The organism is Agaribacter flavus, assembly GCF_042646125.1.
Taxonomy (GTDB): Bacteria; Pseudomonadota; Gammaproteobacteria; order Enterobacterales; family Alteromonadaceae; genus Glaciecola; species Glaciecola flavus.
Genome location: NZ_JBHRSW010000047.1, coordinates 96,488 through 116,857, shown reverse-complemented (window position 1 = coordinate 116,857; position 20,370 = coordinate 96,488). Strand labels below are relative to the sequence as shown.

The window sequence follows — 20,370 nt, the reverse complement described above, 5'->3', positions numbered from 1 at the left end:
ATATATTTAAACTATTTTTTATAAAGAGAGCATTGGCTCTCCTATGAAATAAGTGTAGAAGCTCATGCCCTTTTTTCAAGAAAGCCTTTGTTAAGTGCTCAACAGAGGCGAACTTCACAAATGCGACAACAACATCTAACGGAGCCACAAGGTGAGTTTGAGAAAAAGAATAAATATAGCCTTATTAGTATCGTTAATTGCGACTCTTTTTATCTATAGCGTGTTTGATATATGGATAAGCCAACGTACCCTTGCCAGTACACTCGAGGCCAACGCTAGCAATACCGAAAAACGCATAAAAGTGACGCTTGCCGATGCCATGTGGAATTTCAACGTAGACTCTGCGCAAAAGGCAGCGAGTGCCGAGCTAGGGACAAATGATTTAGTTGGGGTGAGTGCGTTTGATCTGGAAAAGCAAGTCCTGTTTGACATCAGATGGGATGAAGATAAGGAGGAGATGAGCGTAGGGCAGTATCAAGGAAAGGTGCTATTTACTAAAGAGACGGACATCGTTTACTTTGATCAAGATGAAGCATTTACCGCAGGCTCGGTTGTACTCTACTTTTCGGGCAATTCATTAGATGTAGCGTTTAGCGCGGCAGTAAAACGCAGTATCTTTCAAATATTGATCTTATCAGTGATTTTACTCAGTGTTGCAGGCTTTTTGATACATCGCCTCATCATTTCTCCACTGACGGCTATAACAGAACGTGTAAACGATATTGCCCAGGGTGACGGCGACCTGACCAGAAGAATAGAGTTATCATCACAAGGTGAACTTCATGCCCTGACAACTGGGATCAACTATTTTATCGATAACGTCCACAAAATAGTGAGTGATATTAGCAAGGTTTCACACACCCTCGACCGGTCATCTGACGAAAGCAATGAAGACATCAAAGAGCTGAATGATTTAGTCAGTGATTTAAACGAGAAAGTATCGCGCATTATCCACTCGATGGATGGTTTAAGTGCTTCGTCAAAAGACGTTGCTAGCCAAGCTTCCAGTTCGGCTGACGTGATGCAAGAAACAACCGAATTGGCTGGAAAAGGCTTACATGACGTGCGGATCGCCAACGAAAAAACACAACAATTAGCAGATAGCGTGCAATCATCTACAGAAAAAACCGCCAAACTAGATGAACATGCACAATCTATTGGTGCAGTTGTCGATGTCATAAAAAGTATCGCTGAACAAACCAATTTGCTCGCCTTGAACGCCGCCATCGAAGCTGCGCGGGCAGGAGAACAAGGCCGAGGATTTGCTGTAGTCGCAGATGAAGTAAGGACGCTGGCACAACGCACTCAAAAATCAACAGGCGAAATCGAAGAGATCATTTCTCAACTACAACAACAGGCGAAAACAACTCACAATATCATGAATAGTGGTATGCAACAGGCTGCGGACAATGTAGAGTCGGCTGCAAAAGCAGGAGAAACCTTTTCCGAAATTGAAAATGCAATCAATCGCAATGTCAGCAGTGCGACAACTATTGCAGCTGCAGCAGAAGAGCAGAGTCAAACTTTGACATCCATCGAATCCGACATCGCGTTTATTAGAACAGCCAACGACAGAACCCTAGAAATTGCGCGAAAAAGCTCATCGAATAACGAGGCCATTGTTCGCTTAAGCCAACAGGTGGCCGCACTAGTGGAAAAATTTAAAATTTAAAACGCCTACAGGTTGGTTATTTTCATACGCTGGCGCTAGTAAAAACCAATCGTATCAATAGCAAGCCGCACTGTTGAAGGCTCTAGGCCATAAGCGACAATGGATAGACTCCCAATACTTTGGGTATTTAGTGGTGTTTGCTCAGACCATGTTCTGTTCATGGACGTAAATGGCAGCTTAACGGTGTAAAATTGCCCATCACTCTTCACTTGCACAGGTGCTATGTGGTAATCAAAGTTATTCACTTCAGTGCTATTTGCGGAGATCGAAACATTACCGGCATCGACTTTTATCCGTACTTCTACTCCCGTAAAGTGGCTGAGGTCTGTCGCACCACCGGTCTGATCAAGCAATAGAGCCACACTTGTCCAGCCGGGTTGACCCCGTGGCGGCACAATATCACCCACCATACGCAAATGGCCATCAACGATACTATGCTTAACGTTAGTGCTTCCCCCTGCACTGGTATCATCGACATAGTATCGTGGGTAACCCCAACTATTTTGTGTCTCGTGACTAAAGTCATCCACTATAACTGGAACTCGGGCAGGGTTTTGATCGGATGCACCAGCACTACTCGGGACACCGATGCTAAGCAGTAAAACCAAGTTAAGAGCAAAACAGAGGTAATATAGAATAGGCGATTCAAATTTGTTAGTGTTCATAAGTATCCTTATTGCTTGTATTAAAATTGACAAAACAAGACCGCAATCTCTTGGTTTTGCGAGCAATACTTTTCTGCGTTACTGATTCAGAAAAACATGCGATTCCTTAATAAGTGCCGATGGGAAATAAAAGGTGACGAAAAAACATTGAAATAAGGTGTCACCTTCTTGAACAAAAACGACACTTACTATTCATTGAATGGATAAATTGGAAAAGACGAGCAGTGATGTTTCATCTCATTGGAAAATTAACCCGTAACAAAGAGCAAACTGATACCGCACTTGTTCTCGCCTGCCTTGGTGGCAATCGCGACGCGTTCACCAGCATAGTGGTGCGCTATCAAACCTTACTTTGTACTATCGCATACGCGGCTATTGGCGACATAAAGCACAGTGAAGATCTTGCACAAGAGGCCTTTGTCGAAGCATGGCGAAAACTCGATAACTTACGTGAACCAGAAAAACTCAAATCATGGTTGTGCGGAATACTACGCTTTAAAATCAATCACTTTCTAAGAAAAGAAGCCAAGCAAATAGTCAACGACGCCGACGAATTGACGACAGAGCTCAAGCGAGTAAGCAATGAAGCAAAGCTGGAAGATGCCGCAATAAGCGCACAAGAACAGGCAATACTGTGGCAAGCATTAGCACATATACCTGAGACCTATCGCGAGCCCCTCGTTTTATTTTATCGTGAGCATAACTCGGTACAAGCCGTCGCATTAAAACTCGATTTATCAGAAGAAGCCGCGAAACAAAGACTCTCGCGTGGCCGCAAATTGCTACAAAAAGCGGTGCAATCGATGGTAGAGCGCTCCCTTAAACATACTCGCTCAGGTACGGCCTTTACACTTGCTGTTTTGGCATCTATAAACATGAGCTCTCCCCCCGCTAAAGCTGCAATGATTGGCGCTGGCTCAGTTAAAGCAGCCTCAACAGCAAAGTGGATGAGCTTAGCGCCAGTGTTAGCTATATTTTCTGGATTTATCAGTGCGTTTTTTGGCTTACGAGCAGGATTAGATCAAGCTCGCACGCGCAATGAGCGCAAGCGCGTAATCTTATTTACTGTACTTTTCTTTTTATTTGCAGGCGTCTATGTAAGTATTATTTTCGTACTCAAACACCTTGCAATGTCATGGCCAGAATACACACACGTGGCATTAGTACTGTCACAAATCTTAACCTTCAGCTTTTTAATTTCTTATTTAGTTTTGACTTTCAAAATGGTGACGGGTACCCGCAAACTGAGAGCCTTCGAGAGACAAAATAACGCTCACGCTTTTACTCAAACAGACGACGAGAACTTTCAAAAGAAGCGAGAATACAAAAGTGTCATACGACTGGCCGGTATTCCTCTCATTCATATTCGCTTTGGCATGCCAGAGGAAGGTGATACGCCTGTAAATGCTTGGATAGCGGGCGGAGAACTTGCTTTTGGGCGACTCATCGCGTGGGGAGGGGTTGCAGTTGCCCCTATCAGTGTAGGAATAGTCTCATTAGGCGTGATCAGTATTGGCGCAGTAAGCATAGGTTTACTGAGTTTGGGGACGATCACTTTGGGGCTGATAGGTTTTGGTGCTTCGGCCATCGCCTATAAAGCCTACGCATCCTTATCGGCCTTGGGCTGGCAAAGTGCATTTAGCAATGCGTTTTCAATCGCCAACGAAGCCGCAATTGGACCCATTTCACAAGCAAAGCATGTTAACAGTGAACTGGCGGCAGAACTGACCAACATCAACGTATTTGCTCAACACTACTCGTGGATTTTGCTGCTCATGTCTATAGCCGTAATTGTTCCCTCAATTTGGTATTCCATCAAGGTCAGAGAACGCTTAAAGCTACCCTAACTCACTCGCACACAAACAAGGTTCTGTAGTCATCATAGGCAAAATGATCAGTCATACCACTAATGTTGTCTTGCACCATTCGACACCGGAAATAAAACTCTGATTGAGGCTCATTTGCCACCGCTAGCTTGTAGGCATTAACGTGTTTATCAGCTAGCTTTTTCAACAAGCGCTTTTCGAGTGGAAACTTGCATTTTTTGCTAAATAAGCTAGAAAACTCACTTTCAGTCAAAGCCAACAACTGACCATATTTGTCCAATAGCCCAGAAATAATTTGATACCCTTGCAACTCACTTTGTTCTACTTCGTGGTGACTAAAAGCATAGTCAAAAGCCACTGCTTTAAAGCTTGCCGATATTGCATGGGCTGGTGACTTGTCTTCGAGTAAAGACGCATTGAACGAGCCGTGATAGCACGCTTCAATGTGCGTGATAAAACGTGTTGCCGCATGTTGAACCATAATATGCTGCGAACTCACCCGTAAACTAACAAAATACTCACTGTTGCTGACCACATGATTATCAGCTGCCTTTTTGCTGGCGCGCGCGACAATGTCTGCTAATTTTCCAATGTCTTTTTCATCCGAAATACCAAAGTCTTTCGCGATCTCTTGATAGCGTTCGACAAGCCGCGTAGACAAGGTTTCAGTAGACATAATCCCCTTCTCTACCGCATCTTCTAGATCAGCTATACAATAGGCAATATCATCAGCTGCTTCCATGATATAGGCCACAGGATGTCGACATCCTGCTTCAATATTGAGCGCATTAAGGACATCTGACACAATGCCCTTTTCAGATAAATAATAACCGGGTTTCTTCTTTAAATAGTTATCGATGGGTTTGGGCTCAGCGGCACAACGCGTGTATTTGAGTATGCTAGCAATTTGCGTATAGCTTAGGTTCAAGGCTTGCAAACTGTGCACTATTCTTATGGCCTGTGCGTTACCCTCAAAACTAATGAGATCTTGCCGCTGATGCTGGTCGAGGCTGTTACCCGACAGTTCTGTTAATTGATCGATATGGCGCTTAAACCAATTGACAATGGTATCTTCACCAAAATGACCATACGGCGGATTGCCCACATCGTGGAGCAAACAAGCCATTTCGACCACTGTTTCAAAAACACGCTCTAGACCATCTAATCCAAATTGTTTTTTTTGATTGTCGGACAAACTGGAAAATACTTTGCGCGTAATGTATCGCCCCACTTGCATCACTTCCATTGAGTGAGTTAAGCGACTGCGAACCGCTGCATTCCGCTCTAAAGGGAAAACTTGCGTTTTTTGTTGTAAGCGACGAATAGCCACTGAATTTAAAATTCTGCCGCGGTCACTTTCATAAGCAGTTTCCAAAGCTGAAATAGATGCTGCTTGCCCACGGCTGGCACTCTGTAATGCGCGCTCGGTTAAAAACTTTGTCTTAAAATTGATACCCGTGGTCATTACGATTGTTTGACCACGGTAGCGCTTGAGACCATTATTGTCACCATAAGTATTGGTTTGTCTTTTTTATAATACTTTAACCAACCAATTGTGTTTGTCTTCTGCTTTACCCCATTGAATGTCGTTCAACGCTTGCCTAAGCTTCATGGTCGTCTCACCCGCTTGCCCTGATCCAACAGTGTATTCTTTATCATTGTGAATAAATGTACCAACTGGGGTTAACACTGCTGCCGTGCCCGATAAGGCGGCTTCAACACCTGGCTTTGCAGAGCGCTCAAGTAGTTCACTTACCGTAATATCTCTCTCACTCACGGTCATACCAAGGTCTTTGGCAAGAGTGAGGATAGATGCTCGCGTAACACCATGCAAAAAGCTTGAATCTAAGCCTTTAGTAATAATTTCGTTGCCATCGATCAAAATAAAATTTGCTGCGCCAGTTTCTTGCACATCGCCATTTGGACAAAACAGAATTTGGTCAGCTTGCACCTCGTCTTTTGCCGCTAAAATCGGCCCGAGCGCACTGGCGTAGTTACCCCCGCTTTTAATCATTCCCATATGTGGGGCACAGCGCATGCCAGTCTCATCAAGTAACAGACGCAAGGGTTTAGCTCCACCGGCAAAGTAGTCACCAACCGGCGAAAGCAATATATACAACAACGAGCTTAGTGAGGGGTTGGCTGCTTTGCCGATAGAGGCTTCTGTTCCAACATGCGTGGGGCGAATATACATTGATCCTGGCGGAGCAGGTACTTCGTCAGCATATTGTTTAACAAGCTCAAGGATCATCTCTTCAACTTGTTGAGGATCAAAAGAAGGCAGTTTGAGTAGCTCACTACTTTGCTGAAAACGCTTAATATTCTGATCCATGCGAAAAATATACACACCGCCATCATCGTGTTTAAACGCTTTCAAACCTTCAAAACAAGTACTCGAATAGTGTAAGACATGTGCGCCGGGGTGGATGGAAATACTATCAGAGGAGACAGTTGTAGTATCTGTCCAATTGCCGTTTTCAAATTTGGTGATTGCCATTTGCGGCATAAATACTGTACCAAACGCTGCCATTACTTGTTCCTAGTTAGATAAGTCGCGCCCAATGCGCATTAAAAAATAGATGAGCTGCGTAACCAAGACGGTGCAGGCTCAAAGCACCCCGAGAAATATAGAAAAAACGAGGAAAGCAAGAAGAATAAACGCTATTGAATAAGGTGACAACTATGAATCGTCTTATTCGCAGTGAAAAAGACAGGAAAACAGCCCCTAGCCCCTACTAAAAATCGACTTAAAGAATACAAAGCCAAAACCACAGAAGAGCATTAGGTGAAACGGAAACAGCCCGAAGTCTCCCCCTGCATCACCAACAACAAAGGCTGAGTACAAACCAAAGGCGAAATATAGCATGAGCAGACCCTCCGCTATCACCGTCTTGGATAAACTGCTTTTTAGATACACGTTGTCTTTCCATGCTTCTTTTAACTCACTAACATTAAATTTGGGCGTCCGTATAAACTCGCTGCGTTTGCCTAAATGCCCTTGGATCACGGCAATAGAATTGTGAAGTGAAAACCCCATCGCTATACTAAAGAAAGTAAAAAACATCCCAATGTACTGGCAAAACTTTCGTATTCCCCCACCGTACATTTGTTTAAACATGTACCAATAGCAAACAAAAAATATCACTGTACTAATCACAAAAAATGACATGACATAAAAATATACGTGCAAATGTGCATATTCATTTTTCATGTACAACATTGGCACACTCAGTAATGCGACAATCAGCACATTCAAAAACATGGAACTACTCAACAAATGAAACAAGCCGTGCCATTTGGTTCGCAAAGGCAAGTGCTCAGCAGCAAACAGTTTATCCCGCATTTTTTGAAAGTTTTCTGCACCACCTTTATTCCAACGGAACTGCTGTGATCGTGCCGCGCTAATAGCAACAGGCAACTCTGCAGGTGTCTCCACTTGCTCCAAATATTTGAATTTCCATTGTTTTAGTTGCGCTCGATAACTCAAATCCAAGTCTTCAGTAAGGGTATCCCCTTCCCAATTTCCTGCATCTTCAATGCACTGCTTGCGCCATACCCCAGCCGTACCATTAAAGTTAATAAAATGTCCTTTGCTATTTCGCCCGACTTGCTCCAATGTAAAATGGGCATCAAGCGCAAAAGCTTGTACTTTTGTCAGTAAGGAATAATCTTTATTTAAGTGTGCCCACCGCGTTTGCACAACCCCTATTTTGGGGTCTTTAAAATAGGGCAAGGTAAGCTTCAACCAATTCGCTGCGGGCAAAAAGTCAGCATCAAAAATAGCAATAAACTCGCCTTTGGCGCTTTTTAGACCCTCTTTTAAGGCGCCCGCTTTAAAGCCTTCTCGGTTACATCGTGTGTGATGCTGAATGTCCAATCCTGTTTTTTGCAACTGCGCAATATGCAATCGCGTTGATTCGATAGAACTGTCGGTAGAATCGTCCAACACCTGCACTTCAAGCTTATCTCGCGGATAATCCAAACTGGCTATGTTGTCCAACAAACGTTGAACAACATACTTTTCATTGTAAATAGGCAGTTGAATGGTAACCGTGGGAAGCGGCGATGCCTCGTCGAATTCTAAATCTTCACGCTCATAGCTACGCTTCGATGCGCTTAAATAATTGAAAAGTAAATTTAGTTGGCAAAGACTAAAAGCAAAAATCAGCAACACAGACAAGGTATAAACTGTAATAGTGAGAGTTTCTAGTATCATTATTTACGTCGAATAATTACTTCGCGAATCGCTCGAAAAAACAGATTTGAGCGATGTATGAGTTGAATAGATAATATGTGCACATGATACGTTTTTTTTGATTAAAAAGCTTAAATTACTTTTGAGGATGTTTGTGGTTCAATTATATTGGTATCTATACATATATTTGCGTTGCAAGACTGTTCAATGCACCATACTGTTACAAATGCCATTGAATTTCATAGTTAGAAATGTGCTCAGCTAAGGACAGACAGGGATGAGGATTCAATCCATGAAACTGAAAACAAAAGTACATCAGCTTGTCTTTATTTGCATCGCGTGTATTGTAGGTACATTAATTTATTTTCAGAATGATTCCCCATCAGCTGTCGAATCGACGAAAATTAGTAGCAATACTGATTTAGTAAAGACGAAAACTAAATCAAAAGAAAACATCGAATCTCAATCCATTTCTCCATTGAGTTCATACCCCGATAAAACCGACGCGATCTCATTTCTGTTCAAGCAGATTAAGAGAGTTGATTGGTATTTTGACGATGGATTACTGGCTCATTTTTCACTGTTGCAATCTAAGGCAGACAATGGGGATAACGAAGCAAGCTTCATTCTCTCGATGAATTTAAGGTATTGTTACAGCGCAGCTTTTGATGAAGATTCTCTTGACTCCAAATTAACTGAGGCATCTCAATACTCGGATGCTGAGCTCGCCATGCAAAGTATTCAAGACAAATATGAGTATTGTTTAGGAATTGAAGCGTCATCGACGCATGAATTTCATCACTATCTTTTACAACCTGCTAAGAACGGCTATGTCCAAGCGCAAGAAGAATTGGGAAAAATGAGTCCAGAATTTTTTATGGCCTCGCAGGGGTTCGATAAACTCGAAAGGGAAGAATTTATTCGTATTCGGGATGATTTTGAGCAGAAAAAACTTAGTTTCCTTGAGGAGGCCGCAAAAAACGGAAGTGTTAGAGCGCTAAAGCGTCTTTCTCGTATGTATAGCTCTCAAAAATACGGCAGCAATGGCCTAGTGAAAGCTTACGCCATGAATCACTTAATTCTTGAAATAACTGAGGATAGCGAATTATATAGTCAACACTCTTGGTTAAATCAAAAACTCCATGACAAATTGACGCCTAAAGAACTAGATATGGCTTTAAATACATCTGAAAACTGGCTCGAAATCATTGTTCGCAATGGTACCATTTATCCGCATTGAATCTGTAAATCCATTCCTAGTCTTTGGCTAGTACATTGAGCGCTGTAGCATGACGTCATGTTTTGAATGCTTTTAAATACATGCACAAGCGGCTATATACGGGGATGTCGGCGAATTAAACAAAAGATGTGAATAGAGGCATTTCAACCGTCTCGCCCATCCCCCAAAAATATCACTACAAATCGATGCTCAATTGAGTTTTGGCGACAAATTTACCGTCACTGTCCTTAAAACCAAACACAACTTCTGCGCTAGTTTCCTTCCACACGATATCGATAACGCCATAGTTGTTTTTATAATAGGGTTCACTCACTCGGTGCTTGTTGGGACTGATGGCTTTCCATTCTTCACTTAAACCTGAAGAGGTCACTTCCCAGAGTTCATGGCCGCTGGACAATGTTTGCTTAGAGATTTCCGCCCAGTGCGTATCTCCACTTATCAACAGTAGGTGGTTGACATTTTTGTTTTCAATGTTTCGGGTCAGTCGATTAAAATCGTAGGGAAAATTATTCCATGCTTCCCAGCCAGTAAAATCAGCTAGGATCTGTAAACTAGAGGCCAATATTTTTATGTCAGCGGGCTTGGCTAACTCTGCTTCAAGCCACGTCCATTGTTGCTCACCAAGCATGGTTCGCTTTTCACTAAGATCTGGATTATATGGTCCCATGTTTTTTGGTTCACGCTCTTCAAAATAACCCGCTCGACCTACACTTTCAATGTTCTCTCTATTCCATCGCAGGTCAGGGAAAATAACATGAACCGCTCGGCCATTTTTAGCTCTTAACCATTTACTGTGATATATGCCATCTTCCTGCTTGTGGCGTGGGTCGCTATCCGGCACCTGCCAAAAATCTAAAAATGCTGTTTTCGCTTGGGATTTAAAGGCAAAGTCTTTGCCGCCATCATTCAAACCAAAATCATGGTCATCCCATATCGCATGTAAGGGAGTTACTTGCTTTAAATCTTGAAAATTTGGATTATTGCCCAGTTTTCGATACTTTTGAACAAGCTCATCAAAGTCTTCAGTGTCGCCATAAATATTGTCACCCAAGAAAAGCATGGCATGAGGACGCTCTTTCGCAATCGTCCCTAAGATATCCAATGGTTTATCTTGATGTGAGCAACTACCAAATGCGATCAGTGTTCGCTCCTCAGCCAACGCTGCGCCCGCAAGCAAAATATATGCATTGGCTAGTACCGTAATAAATGCTAACAAGGTTGTCGTTTTCACGCTTGCAAGTTCCCTAAATTCGAAGTGATAGGTGTCGACTCCCCTCAACGCCGTCTAACTCGTTGAGGGAAGTAAGTTTCAAACTAAAATGCCATTTGAATATTGATAACAGCCGTTCTTGGTGCACCCAACCAAGCAGCATTTGAGGCAACAGTGCCGAGATAGTTTTCATCGAACAAGTTGTTGACAGTAAGGCGAACATTGATGTTTTTCATACCTTCAGACAAATCCACGTTAGCACCGATGTATAAATCGCTCAGCGTGTAACCGTCGATTTCTACAGTATTCTCTTGGTTCAAGAAACGGTCGCCAACGTATTTCGTGCTCAAGCCAGCAAAGTAGTCTTCTTTTGCCCAGTCAAAGCTAAAAACATACAGCTCTTCTGCTGAGCCAAGCACGGTGTTACCTGCAATTTCAGCATCTGTATATTCCGAATCGTTCAAAGTAAATGAGGTGTAGAAAGACCAGTTATCAGTAATTCGGTAGTTTAACGACGCTTCGATACCTGTCGACTCCACACCACCGTCATTGATGAATCCACCTGCAGCCGACTCTAAAAAGTCAATGCCATCAACGGTTTCATTGCTTACAAAACGAATGCGGTTGTCAAATTCGATGCTGTAGTAAGTCAGGCTAGCGTTTAAGTTATCACCCACATAGCGCAAACCTAAATCAATGTTCTCTGCTGTCTCAGGCTCAACTAAGCTGACATCTGCATCATCACGCTCAAGTACCGCATCTTTGATAGCGGCAAAGTTTTCTTGATAGCCAGCGAATACTTCTATGCTATCCGAAATCGGCGCAACGATACCCAAGGACAACAAAGCGTCAGAGTCAGATGAAACAGACAAGTTGTTAGCGGCATTGAAATTGTCGTTCTTCTTTACATCCACGTTGAATTGCTTAAGGCCGAACGACACTTTAGCAAAGTCAAAGTCAATTTCGTTTTGCAGGTAGTACATGATAGTTTCTACAGGAAACTCGCGGTCATACTGTACCCAGTAAGGTCGATGGTCAAAACGGAAAGACGACGTTGAATCGATGATTTTATGCCAGTCGCGGAATTCTTCGCGATTGTAATCCTCATACCAAAAGCCGCCACGAAGTGTGTTATTAAACTCACCGATCTGCGTTTCCCAAATAAAGTCGGCGTTAAAGCCATAGCGATCTTTTTGGTAGTGCGTATGCCTGTATGAGCCAACAGGTATCGCATTGTCTTCATGACATGCTGGATCAAACTGTGGACCGCCACCGCCGTAGGGGAAGGTTAAAGAGCTTTCACAAGCTTCAAGAGGGCCTAAAGCATTGCCATTTGCATCAACAAAATAAATTTGTCCGAGTGGCGCGCCACCGTTGACAACATTGCCACCAATAAGCTCTGAATGACCGGCTGCTCCATCGTCTACCACATCCACGATATATGGCGGTACCCAATCTCCTCGCCCTTCATTTTGGTGGAAATAAACATTGGCTTTGACACTGAGTGATTCTAAGTCCCACTCACCTTGTAAATAGCCAAATAAATTCTCTCGTAAGGTAGACCAGCCGCGACGATAAGCCTGATCGACATAAGGAATACCTGACCAGTCACTGGTTAGCTGATCCCATTCAGGATTTTGTGCATATTGTTCTAGCCCGTAGATCCTTTGATAGTTATCTTCGTGCACATCGTCATATGACAAGTATGCCGTAATTTCACCACTGTCTGTCATAGATATCAGTTTTGCTGCTAAATGATCACCCTGATTTTCAGCTACCCCGTCCATCCAATCCGTACTTTCACGGGACGACACACTGACCCAAGCGTAAGTATCTTTGAAAATTTCACCCGTTTCATACCTGACAAAATACTTTTGCGCACCAAAATCACCAATGCTTAAGCTGGTTAAGACTTGCTCTGTATCAGATGGATCATAGGTAGTGAAATCAATCGTGCCGCCAAGTGCCTCATTGGAACGAGAAGATATATCCGCTGTACCTTGCGCTACTTCGACTGAACCTAGATTTTCAGTATCAATATAGCGATTGGCCTTTGCGCCACCGCCATAGTTTGAATTCCCATTAGCGATACCATCAATAGTGATACCTATTTGTTGTTGGCTCAAGTCCACTTGGAATCCGCGAATTGATATGGATGTTGACCAATCATCCGCACCAAATGTATCACCTTCGTTAATTAATACACCAGGTAGGTTATCAATAACCGCCAACACGCTAGAAATATTAGACTGCTGATCAATCATTGACTGGTTAGCAGCACTGTTTGCGAATGTTGTGCTTTTGCCAACAACTGAGATTTGTTCAACTTCTGCTTCACCTGCCTCACTCGATTCTGCATAAGCGTGCTGAGAAAACACCGTGGCGACAACTAAAGCCAAATACGTTTTTTTACTATTCATGTTATTGTTCCCTAAGAAGCGTACTCAAATATTTGGCGCACACATTAGAGAAGGAGGATGAATTTTCGGTGACGTTTAAATGAATGATTTTTTACGTATTTTTTTCAAATAAATGACTATTTAGTTAAGAAAATATTTCAAAATATTTGGTACGTTTAATGCATTGAAGTTCACAATATTGACCGTGCACAACATCATCAACAAAAAATGAAATCTATTGTAAATTTACTTGTCCTAAATGAGACATTGTTAAAATGTTTCTGGAAATGACTCAGATGCATCAGCTAAATAAAAGTAAACCTGCGCTGCGACTTTTAGGGTTACTCGGTTTAATTTTTACCTTGCTCGCCTGTGGGGGCGGTGGGAGTGATGCTCCAACGCCACCGGTTAGCCCGCCACCTGCGCCGCCCGCACCTGAGCCAATTGTCGATACGACATTTTCAAGCACGACAAAAACGGCGCGCTTTTTGAGTCAGGCAAGCTTTGGCCCAAAGTATGAAGAAATTATTGAGTTGACAGACAGCTCTGCCTCCGATTGGATAATCAGGCAATTTGAGCTGCCCATCGAACCTCACTTGCCGAGAATCGCCGATTACAAAACGCGCGTAGCAAACAACGAACAAAACCGCTTTTCATCCGCCACCACTACATTTACCTTTTGGAAAAGTGCGATAGAAGGTGAGGATCAACTACGTCAACGTATGGTATTTGCCTTATCACAACTACTCGTGGTGTCGAGCAATGGCGGCGATGTGTTACACGATGTACCAGAAGCCGTCGGTTACTACTTAGACATCCTGAATGAGCATGCTTTTGGTAACTACCGCGATCTCCTTGAAGCCATTAGCTATTCCCCTGCAATGGCAAATTACCTCACTTACTTAGGAAACGAAAAAGGGGACCCTACCACTGGACGTGTGCCGGACGAAAACTACGCGCGTGAATTGCTCCAGCTTTTTAGCATTGGACTTTTAGCCTTAGAAATGGACGGTACCCTAGCGACTAACAGTGACAATCAAGTCATTGAATTATACGACAATGAGGATATTACAGGCCTAGCGAAAGTATTTACCGGTTTACACCTTGATTTTGCTCGCGCAAATAGACAAGACGACTTTTTTACTCAACGAGCTAAGTTGTATAGTATCCCCTTGGCAACATACCCAGAAAACCATTCGACATCAGAAAAATCTTTCTTAGGCCTGAATATTCCGCCTAATACAGATGTCACTCGCAGTATTGATATGGCCTTGGATCACATTATGTCGCAAGCGAGCGTCGCACCTTTTATTAGCCGCCAATTGATCCAACGCTTTACCACTAGCCACCCACAACCAGAATATGTCGAGCGCGTGGCAAGGGCATTTGAGCAAGGTCAGTTTACCTTACCCGATGGTCGTACAGTGGGCGAACGACGCAAGGGCGATTTAAAAGCCACTATCGCCGCAATTTTGTTTGATCCCAATGCACGCGATGAAAACTTACCAACAGCTACAGCCAATAGCTTTGGAAAAATACGAGAGCCAGTTATCCGCTTTGCTCATTGGGCAAGGGCGTTTAAGGTCGAAAATGTAACACCTGAATTTACCATCCCCTTGTGGTACACCAGTGGATCGGGAGCACTGGGGCAACATCCAATTCGGCCTCGCTCTGTATTCAACTTTTATCGACCTGGCTACATTGCACCAAATAGTATTACCGGCGACCAAGCATTAACGGTGCCGGAGTTGCAGATAATGAACGCCTCAACCATCCCAGGCTTTAGTAACTTTATGGCTTGGTTCGTCACAGGTGGGCACGCAGATTTGGATGACGACGAATTGGCTGAAATACAACAAGAATACGACCAAGACCAAGTTGACCTAGATGCGCGAAATGCGCTAGACAGCTTTGTTGCCGACTACACTGACGAAATAGCACTCGCTGAGGATTTACCTGCCTTGTTAGAACGATTAGATCTGGTACTTACGAATAATCAAATGTCAGCCGAAACCAAACAACATATCATCGATACTGTATCTTTGCTTCCTATTGAGAATGATGGCGCAGAACTTAGAGTCATGTTTGCAATCATTATGACCTTGACCTCACCCGACTACATAGTGCAAACATAGGACAAATTATGCGGAAATTAAATCGACGTGATTTTATAAAGGCCACCAGTGCCAGCGCACTATCAATTGCTAGTCTGGGTGCTGTGTCACAATCTTTGCGCTCATTTAGCGCACATGCCCAAACGAATGACGACTATAAAGCCCTAGTCTGCGTATTTTTATTTGGTGGTATAGACAATCACGAGGTTGTATTACCATATGATCAAGCAAGTTGGCAGCAATATGCTTCTATAAGACAAAGCCTTTTGACAGCTCAAGGCACTCAGCGCGCGCGGGAAAATTTATTACCACTCAACCCGATTAACCAAGCTTCGTTTGGCGAGAGACGCTTTGCGCTGCCACCGGAACTCGGCAGAATCAAACAACTTTTTGATACAGGTAGCGCGGCGATTATCGGGAATGTAGGGCCACTTATTGCGCCAACAAACCGTCAGAGCTTTATGGAAAGTAGTGTATTATTGCCGCCGCGTTTATTCTCACACAATGATCAGCAGTCTGTTTGGCAAGCAAGCGCCCCCGAGGGTGCGCAATTTGGTTGGGGTGGTTTGTTTGCCGACGCAGCCATCACGAGAAACCCAAGCCAAAGTGTTGATTTTTCAACTATAAGTAGTAGCGCGGACGCCTTGTTTTTGACCGGAAAACGAGCCCAACCTTATCAAATCAGCACACAAGGTGCCGCTAGCAATCAACTGCTACAACAATTTGCCAACGCGCAAGACAACGTTGGGCAGGGCTTATATAATAGCTTACGCCAACACTTCGCAGGGGAAGTTGGCAGCAGTGAACATTTAATCAGACAAGATGTTTTGCGCTTAATGCAAAACTCTTTGCTCACCAACGAGCAGTATAATCGCTCAAAACTCAATGCAGACGGCCTCATCACTCCCTTCCCCACTTCTCCATTGGGGCAGCAACTCAGGGTAATTGCCGAAAGTATCGCCATACGCGACCAACTGGAGGTCAAACGGCAGGTATTTTTTGTTGGTATTGGCAATTTTGATACGCATTCTGACCAAGCAACAAGCTTGCCTTCATTGCTAAATCAAGTGGACGAAAGCATCGATGCTTTCTACCGGTCTATACAAGAAATGGGGCTAGGCTCTCAAGTGACTTTGTTCACTGCCTCAGATTTTGGCAGAACGCTGACAGTCAATGGAGATGGCACGGATCACGGCTGGGGAGGCCATCATTTTGTGATTGGTGACGCGGTAATTGGGCAGCAAATATTTGGTGAAATTCCTCCCCCAACCTTTGAACATGAGCAGGATGCGGGGAACGGTCGTTTAATTCCAAGTACCTCGATTGAACAATTTGCCGCACCTTTGGGACGCTGGTTTGGCTTGAGTGCCGACGAAATCGAAAAGACATTTCCCAATTTGCAGAACTTCCCAACTGGCATGCTTAATTTTATTTGAGGTTTTCAAGTTAGTTAATTCGGCTCAGGATAAGTTAGCTTGCCGATGATGCTGATAATGCTCGAATGTGGTAACATCTTTGCGCTTTTTGACTTTGGCAGTCGAGCATCGAGTAGGCATCGCATTGGAGCCACTATTCAATACAAAATCGCGGCAAGTATTTCCATATACGCTTTGGTTTTTCATCCTTGAAAAACAAATTTTGTATCGAATAGTGGCTCCAATGCGAAGTCTGCTTTATGTTTCAAATAACCTTAGTTTTCGCGGTGTTGTTTTAACATTGATTTTCATTAATATTGAAACGTGGGGTGGTTTATGGAGATTAGATGTTAAGCGATAATTTTGGGCGTAAATTCGAGTATTTGCGCTTGTCCATTACTGATGTGTGTAACTTTCGGTGCGACTATTGTTTACCCGATGGCTACCAGTGTGGCTCCTCTCGAGATTTTCTCTCCATGCTTGAAATCAAAACCTTGGTTCAAGCCTTTGCAGAATTAGGCACAAAAAAGATCCGCATCACTGGTGGCGAACCAAGTTTAAGAAAAGACTTGCCCGAAATCATCGAATACTGTGCCAATACACAAGGCATCGAGCGCGTTGCGCTAACTACCAACGGCTACAAGCTTCGACGAGATATTCAGCAATGGTTTGACGCCGGTTTAAGCCATTTAAATGTAAGCATTGATAGTTTAGATCCTCGTGCCTTCGAGAGTATTACCGGCTCCAAGCAACTACAAAGTATTCTTGAGGGAATCGATAAAGCGGTAGAGCTTGGCTTAAAAGAAGTCAAGTTGAATGCAGTGTTACTAAAGCATTATACACCTACCCAACTAGACGCGTTTTATAAGTATGTAAAAAACCGAGACATCTCTATTCGTTTCATCGAATTGATGGAAACGGGCGATAACGCCGCGTACTTCGAGCAAAATCACTTGTCAGGTGCATATATTCAAACGCAACTTTTTTCGAGAGGGTGGACAGAAAAGTCACGCGATACACTCGCAGGGCCGGCAAAAGTGTATGAACACCCCGATTACAAAGGCAGCATAGGCCTTATCATGCCCTATTCAAAAGACTTTTGCAGCACTTGCAATCGCTTACGCGTTTCAGCTCTAGGCAAGCTGCATTTGTGCCTGTTCGCAGAAAAAGGCATCTCACTGCGTCAACATCTTATTTCAGGTGATGTTAAGGGTACAAAAGATGCGCTTAAAAACGCTATGGGTATTAAAAAACTATCACATGAATTGCACGATAGATTTACTGGCGCTACCAGTCACTTGGCGATGCTTGGTGGTTAATGAACGGCTTGATTTTAGCTGGCGGAAAGTCCAGTCGCATGGGAGAAGACAAAGCCCTATTAAGCATTAACGGCAAGACCCTAATCACCCTTAGTCAGCAATTGCTTACCACTTGTGGTTGCACACATGTATTGGTTAATCATCCCAAGTTTTCGAATAGCATCAAAGATATTTATTCTGAAAAAGGCCCAACTGCAGGTATTCATGCTGCGCTATCTCATGAGAAATTTGATCTCTCCTCGGCCCCCCTTCTTGTGAGTGCGGTCGATACCCCATTTATTCCCCAACAAGCGTTAGATGCACTCATTGTTTATGGCCTTCGGTATCAAACCAGTGTTTACTATCAAAATCTGTACTTGCCTACGCTAATATACGATACAAGCACTGCAAAACAGTGGCTAGACGAGGTACTCAGTGACCCAAATAGCAGAGGCCCGTCGTTACGCGAGTTATTCCGCGCTATTCGCGCAGAAAAACTAGATAATTCTTCTTCAGAATGGATTAACATTAACAGGCCGAGCGACTATGCACGGGCAAAAGCACAACAAAGTAACAAGGAAACAAAGTGAGTGAAAAAACCGCACTAAATATTGGCGTATTGACTGTTTCTGATACGCGCAATGAAGAAACCGATACAAGTGGAAAATACCTTGTTGAAGCCATTGAAAAAGATGGTCACCTTGTGTCAGTCAAGGCAATCGTAAAAGATGACATTTATCAAATGCGAGCGGTGATTTCAAAATGGATCGCTGATCCAACGATTACCGCGATTGTGACTACCGGAGGTACGGGCTTTACCGCTAGAGATTCTACGCCAGAAGCTATCAGCCCACTATTCGATAAAACAGTAGACGGTTTTGGTGAGTTGTTTCGAGCCAAAAGCTACGAAGAAATTGGCACATCGACAATTCAAAGTAGAGCGTTTGCTGGCTTGTCTAATTATACTGCGATATTTTGTTTACCTGGCTCTACTGGCGCCTGTAAAACTGGATGGGCATTGATTGCGCCACAACTCGACAGCACTCATAAGCCTTGCAACTTTGTTGGGCATCTATTATCCCGAGGTCAAAAGTGAGTAAACTCTCGCATATTGATCAACATGGTAAGGCCAACATGGTCGATGTGGGTGATAAGGCTATCACCAGTAGAGAAGCGGTCGCCGAAGGTTACATCTATATTAATTTGGTGACCATGCAGGAAATTGTCCAACAACAGAACAAAAAAGGTGATGTACTTACTACGGCAAAAATTGCGGGCATCATGGCTGCCAAACAATGCAGCAATCTTATTCCTTTGTGCCATCCTTTGATGCTATCAAAAGTCGATGTAACGATAGAGATAGACGAAAAAAATGCGCGTTTGCGCGTGCAGTCTCTATGCAAATTGTCTGGCAAAACTGGCGTAGAAATGGAAGCGCTGACTGCCGTCAATGTCGCTTTACTCACACTGTTTGATATGTGTAAAGCTTCTGATCCTGCTATGCGCATTGAGGGCATTCGCGTATTAAGAAAAACTGGAGGTAAAACAGGTGAATGGCAGCATCCAGATACCCTTATCTCAGAGCCATCAAGTGACGTGTAAACTATGGCGGTTGTAAAATTTTTTGCCTCTTTAAGAGAAACGCTAGATTGCGCAGAAATCGAAATAGACTTACCGGAGAACGCGAGTGTTGAGGACTTGATCACACTCCTTTCCAACAAAAATCCAAATTGGCACGCTGCCATTCAAGCGAATGACGTACTTATTGCCGTGAATCAAACGGTTTGTGGCAAAGATACGCTTATTCGCAATAGCGACGAAATTGCATTTTTTCCACCGGTCACAGGTGGTTAAGGTGACAAATTCGCTCATTAAGGTACAAGTAAAAGACTTTGATGTAGGTCTAGAATATCAAGCACTTGTTCAGGACAACACAGCAGACGGCGCGGTTGTTATGTTCACTGGCTTGGTTAGAGATTTTAATCAAGGCCACAAAATTAGGGGGCTCAGCCTTGAACACTATGCAGGCATGACTGAGCGCGCCTTACTCGATATCGTGACAACTGCTCACCAGCGGTGGCAACTGGGGAAAGTAAAAGTGATACACCGTATCGGCGAGCTGCTGGTGAACGATCAAATCGTCTTTGTTGGTGTTAGCTCGCCCCATAGGGAGCAAGCCTTTGAAGCGGCGCAATTCATTATGGACTACCTAAAAACACAAGCGCCTTTTTGGAAAAAAGAGCTTACTCATTCAGGGCAACGCTGGGTCACAGCCAATGCTAAAGATACGCAAGCGGCTAAACGTTGGTAATAGGGTTATACCCAATTGCTAAAAG

At 43.5% G+C, this 20,370-nt stretch carries 17 protein-coding genes; 11 read left to right on the top strand and 6 right to left on the bottom strand.

Annotated elements, in window-relative coordinates:
* Nucleotides 1-151 precede the first annotated feature (151 nt).
* The gene (locus ACFOHL_RS16165; protein ID WP_376921273.1) at nucleotides 152-1,672 is read left to right on the top strand and encodes a methyl-accepting chemotaxis protein; all 1,521 of its coding nucleotides are present in this window, start codon (nucleotides 152-154) and stop codon (nucleotides 1,670-1,672) included.
* A 35-nt stretch (nucleotides 1,673-1,707) separates the two neighbouring features.
* Here ACFOHL_RS16165 and ACFOHL_RS16160 read toward each other — a convergent pair whose 3' ends face one another.
* Entirely contained in the window at nucleotides 1,708-2,337 is a 630-nt protein-coding gene (locus ACFOHL_RS16160) for a CIA30 family protein (protein ID WP_376921272.1), read from the bottom strand.
* A gap of 227 nt (nucleotides 2,338-2,564) precedes the next feature.
* Between ACFOHL_RS16160 and ACFOHL_RS16155 the strand changes: the two genes are divergently transcribed.
* The gene (locus ACFOHL_RS16155; protein ID WP_376921271.1) at nucleotides 2,565-4,184 is read left to right on the top strand and encodes a sigma-70 family RNA polymerase sigma factor; all 1,620 of its coding nucleotides are present in this window, start codon (nucleotides 2,565-2,567) and stop codon (nucleotides 4,182-4,184) included.
* Between the two features lies 1 nt (nucleotide 4,185).
* Here the strand turns inward: ACFOHL_RS16155 and dgt are convergent, their stop codons facing one another.
* The 3 genes from dgt to ACFOHL_RS16140 all read right to left on the bottom strand — a co-directional run bounded on the left by dgt (nucleotide 4,186) and on the right by ACFOHL_RS16140 (nucleotide 8,379).
* The gene (gene dgt, locus ACFOHL_RS16150) at nucleotides 4,186-5,628 is read right to left on the bottom strand and encodes a dGTPase (RefSeq protein ID WP_376921270.1); all 1,443 of its coding nucleotides are present in this window, start codon (nucleotides 5,626-5,628) and stop codon (nucleotides 4,186-4,188) included.
* 66 nt (nucleotides 5,629-5,694) lie between these two features.
* Nucleotides 5,695-6,693: a branched-chain amino acid aminotransferase gene (locus ACFOHL_RS16145; RefSeq protein WP_376921269.1), complete on the bottom strand. Its 999-nt coding sequence runs from the start codon at nucleotides 6,691-6,693 to the stop codon at nucleotides 5,695-5,697.
* 195 nt (nucleotides 6,694-6,888) lie between these two features.
* On the bottom strand, nucleotides 6,889-8,379 hold the full coding sequence (locus ACFOHL_RS16140) for a cellulose synthase family protein (protein WP_376921268.1): 1,491 nt from the start codon (nucleotides 8,377-8,379) through the stop codon (nucleotides 6,889-6,891).
* 271 nt (nucleotides 8,380-8,650) lie between these two features.
* Here ACFOHL_RS16140 and ACFOHL_RS16135 point away from each other — a divergent pair, with 271 nt between their 5' ends.
* Nucleotides 8,651-9,598 (top strand): hypothetical protein, encoded by a 948-nt coding sequence (locus ACFOHL_RS16135; protein ID WP_376921267.1) that lies wholly within the window; start codon nucleotides 8,651-8,653, stop codon nucleotides 9,596-9,598.
* Between the two features lie 175 nt (nucleotides 9,599-9,773).
* Here ACFOHL_RS16135 and ACFOHL_RS16130 read toward each other — a convergent pair whose 3' ends face one another.
* Both ACFOHL_RS16130 and ACFOHL_RS16125 read right to left on the bottom strand, forming a co-directional pair.
* Nucleotides 9,774-10,829 (bottom strand): alkaline phosphatase D family protein, encoded by a 1,056-nt coding sequence (locus tag ACFOHL_RS16130; RefSeq protein WP_376921266.1) that lies wholly within the window; start codon nucleotides 10,827-10,829, stop codon nucleotides 9,774-9,776.
* Between the two features lie 83 nt (nucleotides 10,830-10,912).
* Nucleotides 10,913-13,228 carry a TonB-dependent receptor domain-containing protein gene (locus ACFOHL_RS16125; RefSeq protein ID WP_376921265.1) on the bottom strand — a complete coding sequence of 772 codons (2,316 nt, stop codon included), beginning with the start codon at nucleotides 13,226-13,228 and terminating at the stop codon, nucleotides 10,913-10,915.
* A 275-nt stretch (nucleotides 13,229-13,503) separates the two neighbouring features.
* On the opposite strand from ACFOHL_RS16125, the gene ACFOHL_RS16120 reads away from it, so the two are divergent.
* From ACFOHL_RS16120 to moaE, 8 genes are all read left to right on the top strand, one after another.
* Nucleotides 13,504-15,342, top strand: coding sequence for a DUF1800 domain-containing protein (locus ACFOHL_RS16120; protein WP_376921264.1), 1,839 nt, complete (start codon nucleotides 13,504-13,506; stop codon nucleotides 15,340-15,342).
* A gap of 8 nt (nucleotides 15,343-15,350) precedes the next feature.
* Nucleotides 15,351-16,757 carry a DUF1501 domain-containing protein gene (locus ACFOHL_RS16115; protein WP_376921263.1) on the top strand — a complete coding sequence of 469 codons (1,407 nt, stop codon included), beginning with the start codon at nucleotides 15,351-15,353 and terminating at the stop codon, nucleotides 16,755-16,757.
* Between the two features lie 326 nt (nucleotides 16,758-17,083).
* Nucleotides 17,084-18,055 (top strand): GTP 3',8-cyclase MoaA, encoded by a 972-nt coding sequence (gene moaA, locus ACFOHL_RS16110; protein ID WP_376921262.1) that lies wholly within the window; start codon nucleotides 17,084-17,086, stop codon nucleotides 18,053-18,055.
* Nucleotides 18,055-18,624 carry a molybdenum cofactor guanylyltransferase gene (mobA, locus tag ACFOHL_RS16105; RefSeq protein ID WP_376921261.1) on the top strand — a complete coding sequence of 190 codons (570 nt, stop codon included), beginning with the start codon at nucleotides 18,055-18,057 and terminating at the stop codon, nucleotides 18,622-18,624. The genes moaA and mobA overlap by 1 nt, the downstream gene beginning before the upstream one ends.
* Entirely contained in the window at nucleotides 18,621-19,130 is a 510-nt protein-coding gene (gene moaB / locus ACFOHL_RS16100; RefSeq protein WP_376921260.1) for a molybdenum cofactor biosynthesis protein B, read from the top strand. Before mobA ends, moaB begins: the two co-directional genes overlap by 4 nt.
* Entirely contained in the window at nucleotides 19,127-19,636 is a 510-nt protein-coding gene (moaC, locus tag ACFOHL_RS16095; RefSeq protein WP_376921259.1) for a cyclic pyranopterin monophosphate synthase MoaC, read from the top strand. The genes moaB and moaC overlap by 4 nt, the downstream gene beginning before the upstream one ends.
* 3 nt (nucleotides 19,637-19,639) lie before the next feature.
* Entirely contained in the window at nucleotides 19,640-19,888 is a 249-nt protein-coding gene (gene moaD / locus ACFOHL_RS16090) for a molybdopterin converting factor subunit 1 (RefSeq protein ID WP_376921258.1), read from the top strand.
* 1 nt (nucleotide 19,889) lies between these two features.
* On the top strand, nucleotides 19,890-20,345 hold the full coding sequence (moaE, locus tag ACFOHL_RS16085; RefSeq protein WP_376921257.1) for a molybdopterin synthase catalytic subunit MoaE: 456 nt from the start codon (nucleotides 19,890-19,892) through the stop codon (nucleotides 20,343-20,345).
* Nucleotides 20,346-20,370: the final 25 nt, after the last annotated feature.

What these genes read in the sequence shown, in the direction of transcription:
- ACFOHL_RS16115 (WP_376921263.1), top strand. Translation starts at nt 15,351, where the DNA reads ATGCGGAAATTAAATCGACGTGATTTTATAAAGGCCACCAGTGCCAGC.
- dgt (WP_376921270.1), bottom strand. Translation starts at nt 5,628, where the DNA reads ATGACCACGGGTATCAATTTTAAGACAAAGTTTTTAACCGAGCGCGCA.
- ACFOHL_RS16155 (WP_376921271.1), top strand. Translation starts at nt 2,565, where the DNA reads ATGTTTCATCTCATTGGAAAATTAACCCGTAACAAAGAGCAAACTGAT.
- ACFOHL_RS16160 (WP_376921272.1), bottom strand. Translation starts at nt 2,337, where the DNA reads ATGAACACTAACAAATTTGAATCGCCTATTCTATATTACCTCTGTTTT.
- ACFOHL_RS16145 (WP_376921269.1), bottom strand. Translation starts at nt 6,693, where the DNA reads ATGGCAGCGTTTGGTACAGTATTTATGCCGCAAATGGCAATCACCAAA.
- ACFOHL_RS16125 (WP_376921265.1), bottom strand. Translation starts at nt 13,228, where the DNA reads ATGAATAGTAAAAAAACGTATTTGGCTTTAGTTGTCGCCACGGTGTTT.
- moaA (WP_376921262.1), top strand. Translation starts at nt 17,084, where the DNA reads ATGTTAAGCGATAATTTTGGGCGTAAATTCGAGTATTTGCGCTTGTCC.
- mobA (WP_376921261.1), top strand. Translation starts at nt 18,055, where the DNA reads ATGAACGGCTTGATTTTAGCTGGCGGAAAGTCCAGTCGCATGGGAGAA.
- ACFOHL_RS16120 (WP_376921264.1), top strand. Translation starts at nt 13,504, where the DNA reads ATGCATCAGCTAAATAAAAGTAAACCTGCGCTGCGACTTTTAGGGTTA.
- moaD (WP_376921258.1), top strand. Translation starts at nt 19,640, where the DNA reads ATGGCGGTTGTAAAATTTTTTGCCTCTTTAAGAGAAACGCTAGATTGC.
- ACFOHL_RS16135 (WP_376921267.1), top strand. Translation starts at nt 8,651, where the DNA reads ATGAAACTGAAAACAAAAGTACATCAGCTTGTCTTTATTTGCATCGCG.
- ACFOHL_RS16140 (WP_376921268.1), bottom strand. Translation starts at nt 8,379, where the DNA reads ATGATACTAGAAACTCTCACTATTACAGTTTATACCTTGTCTGTGTTG.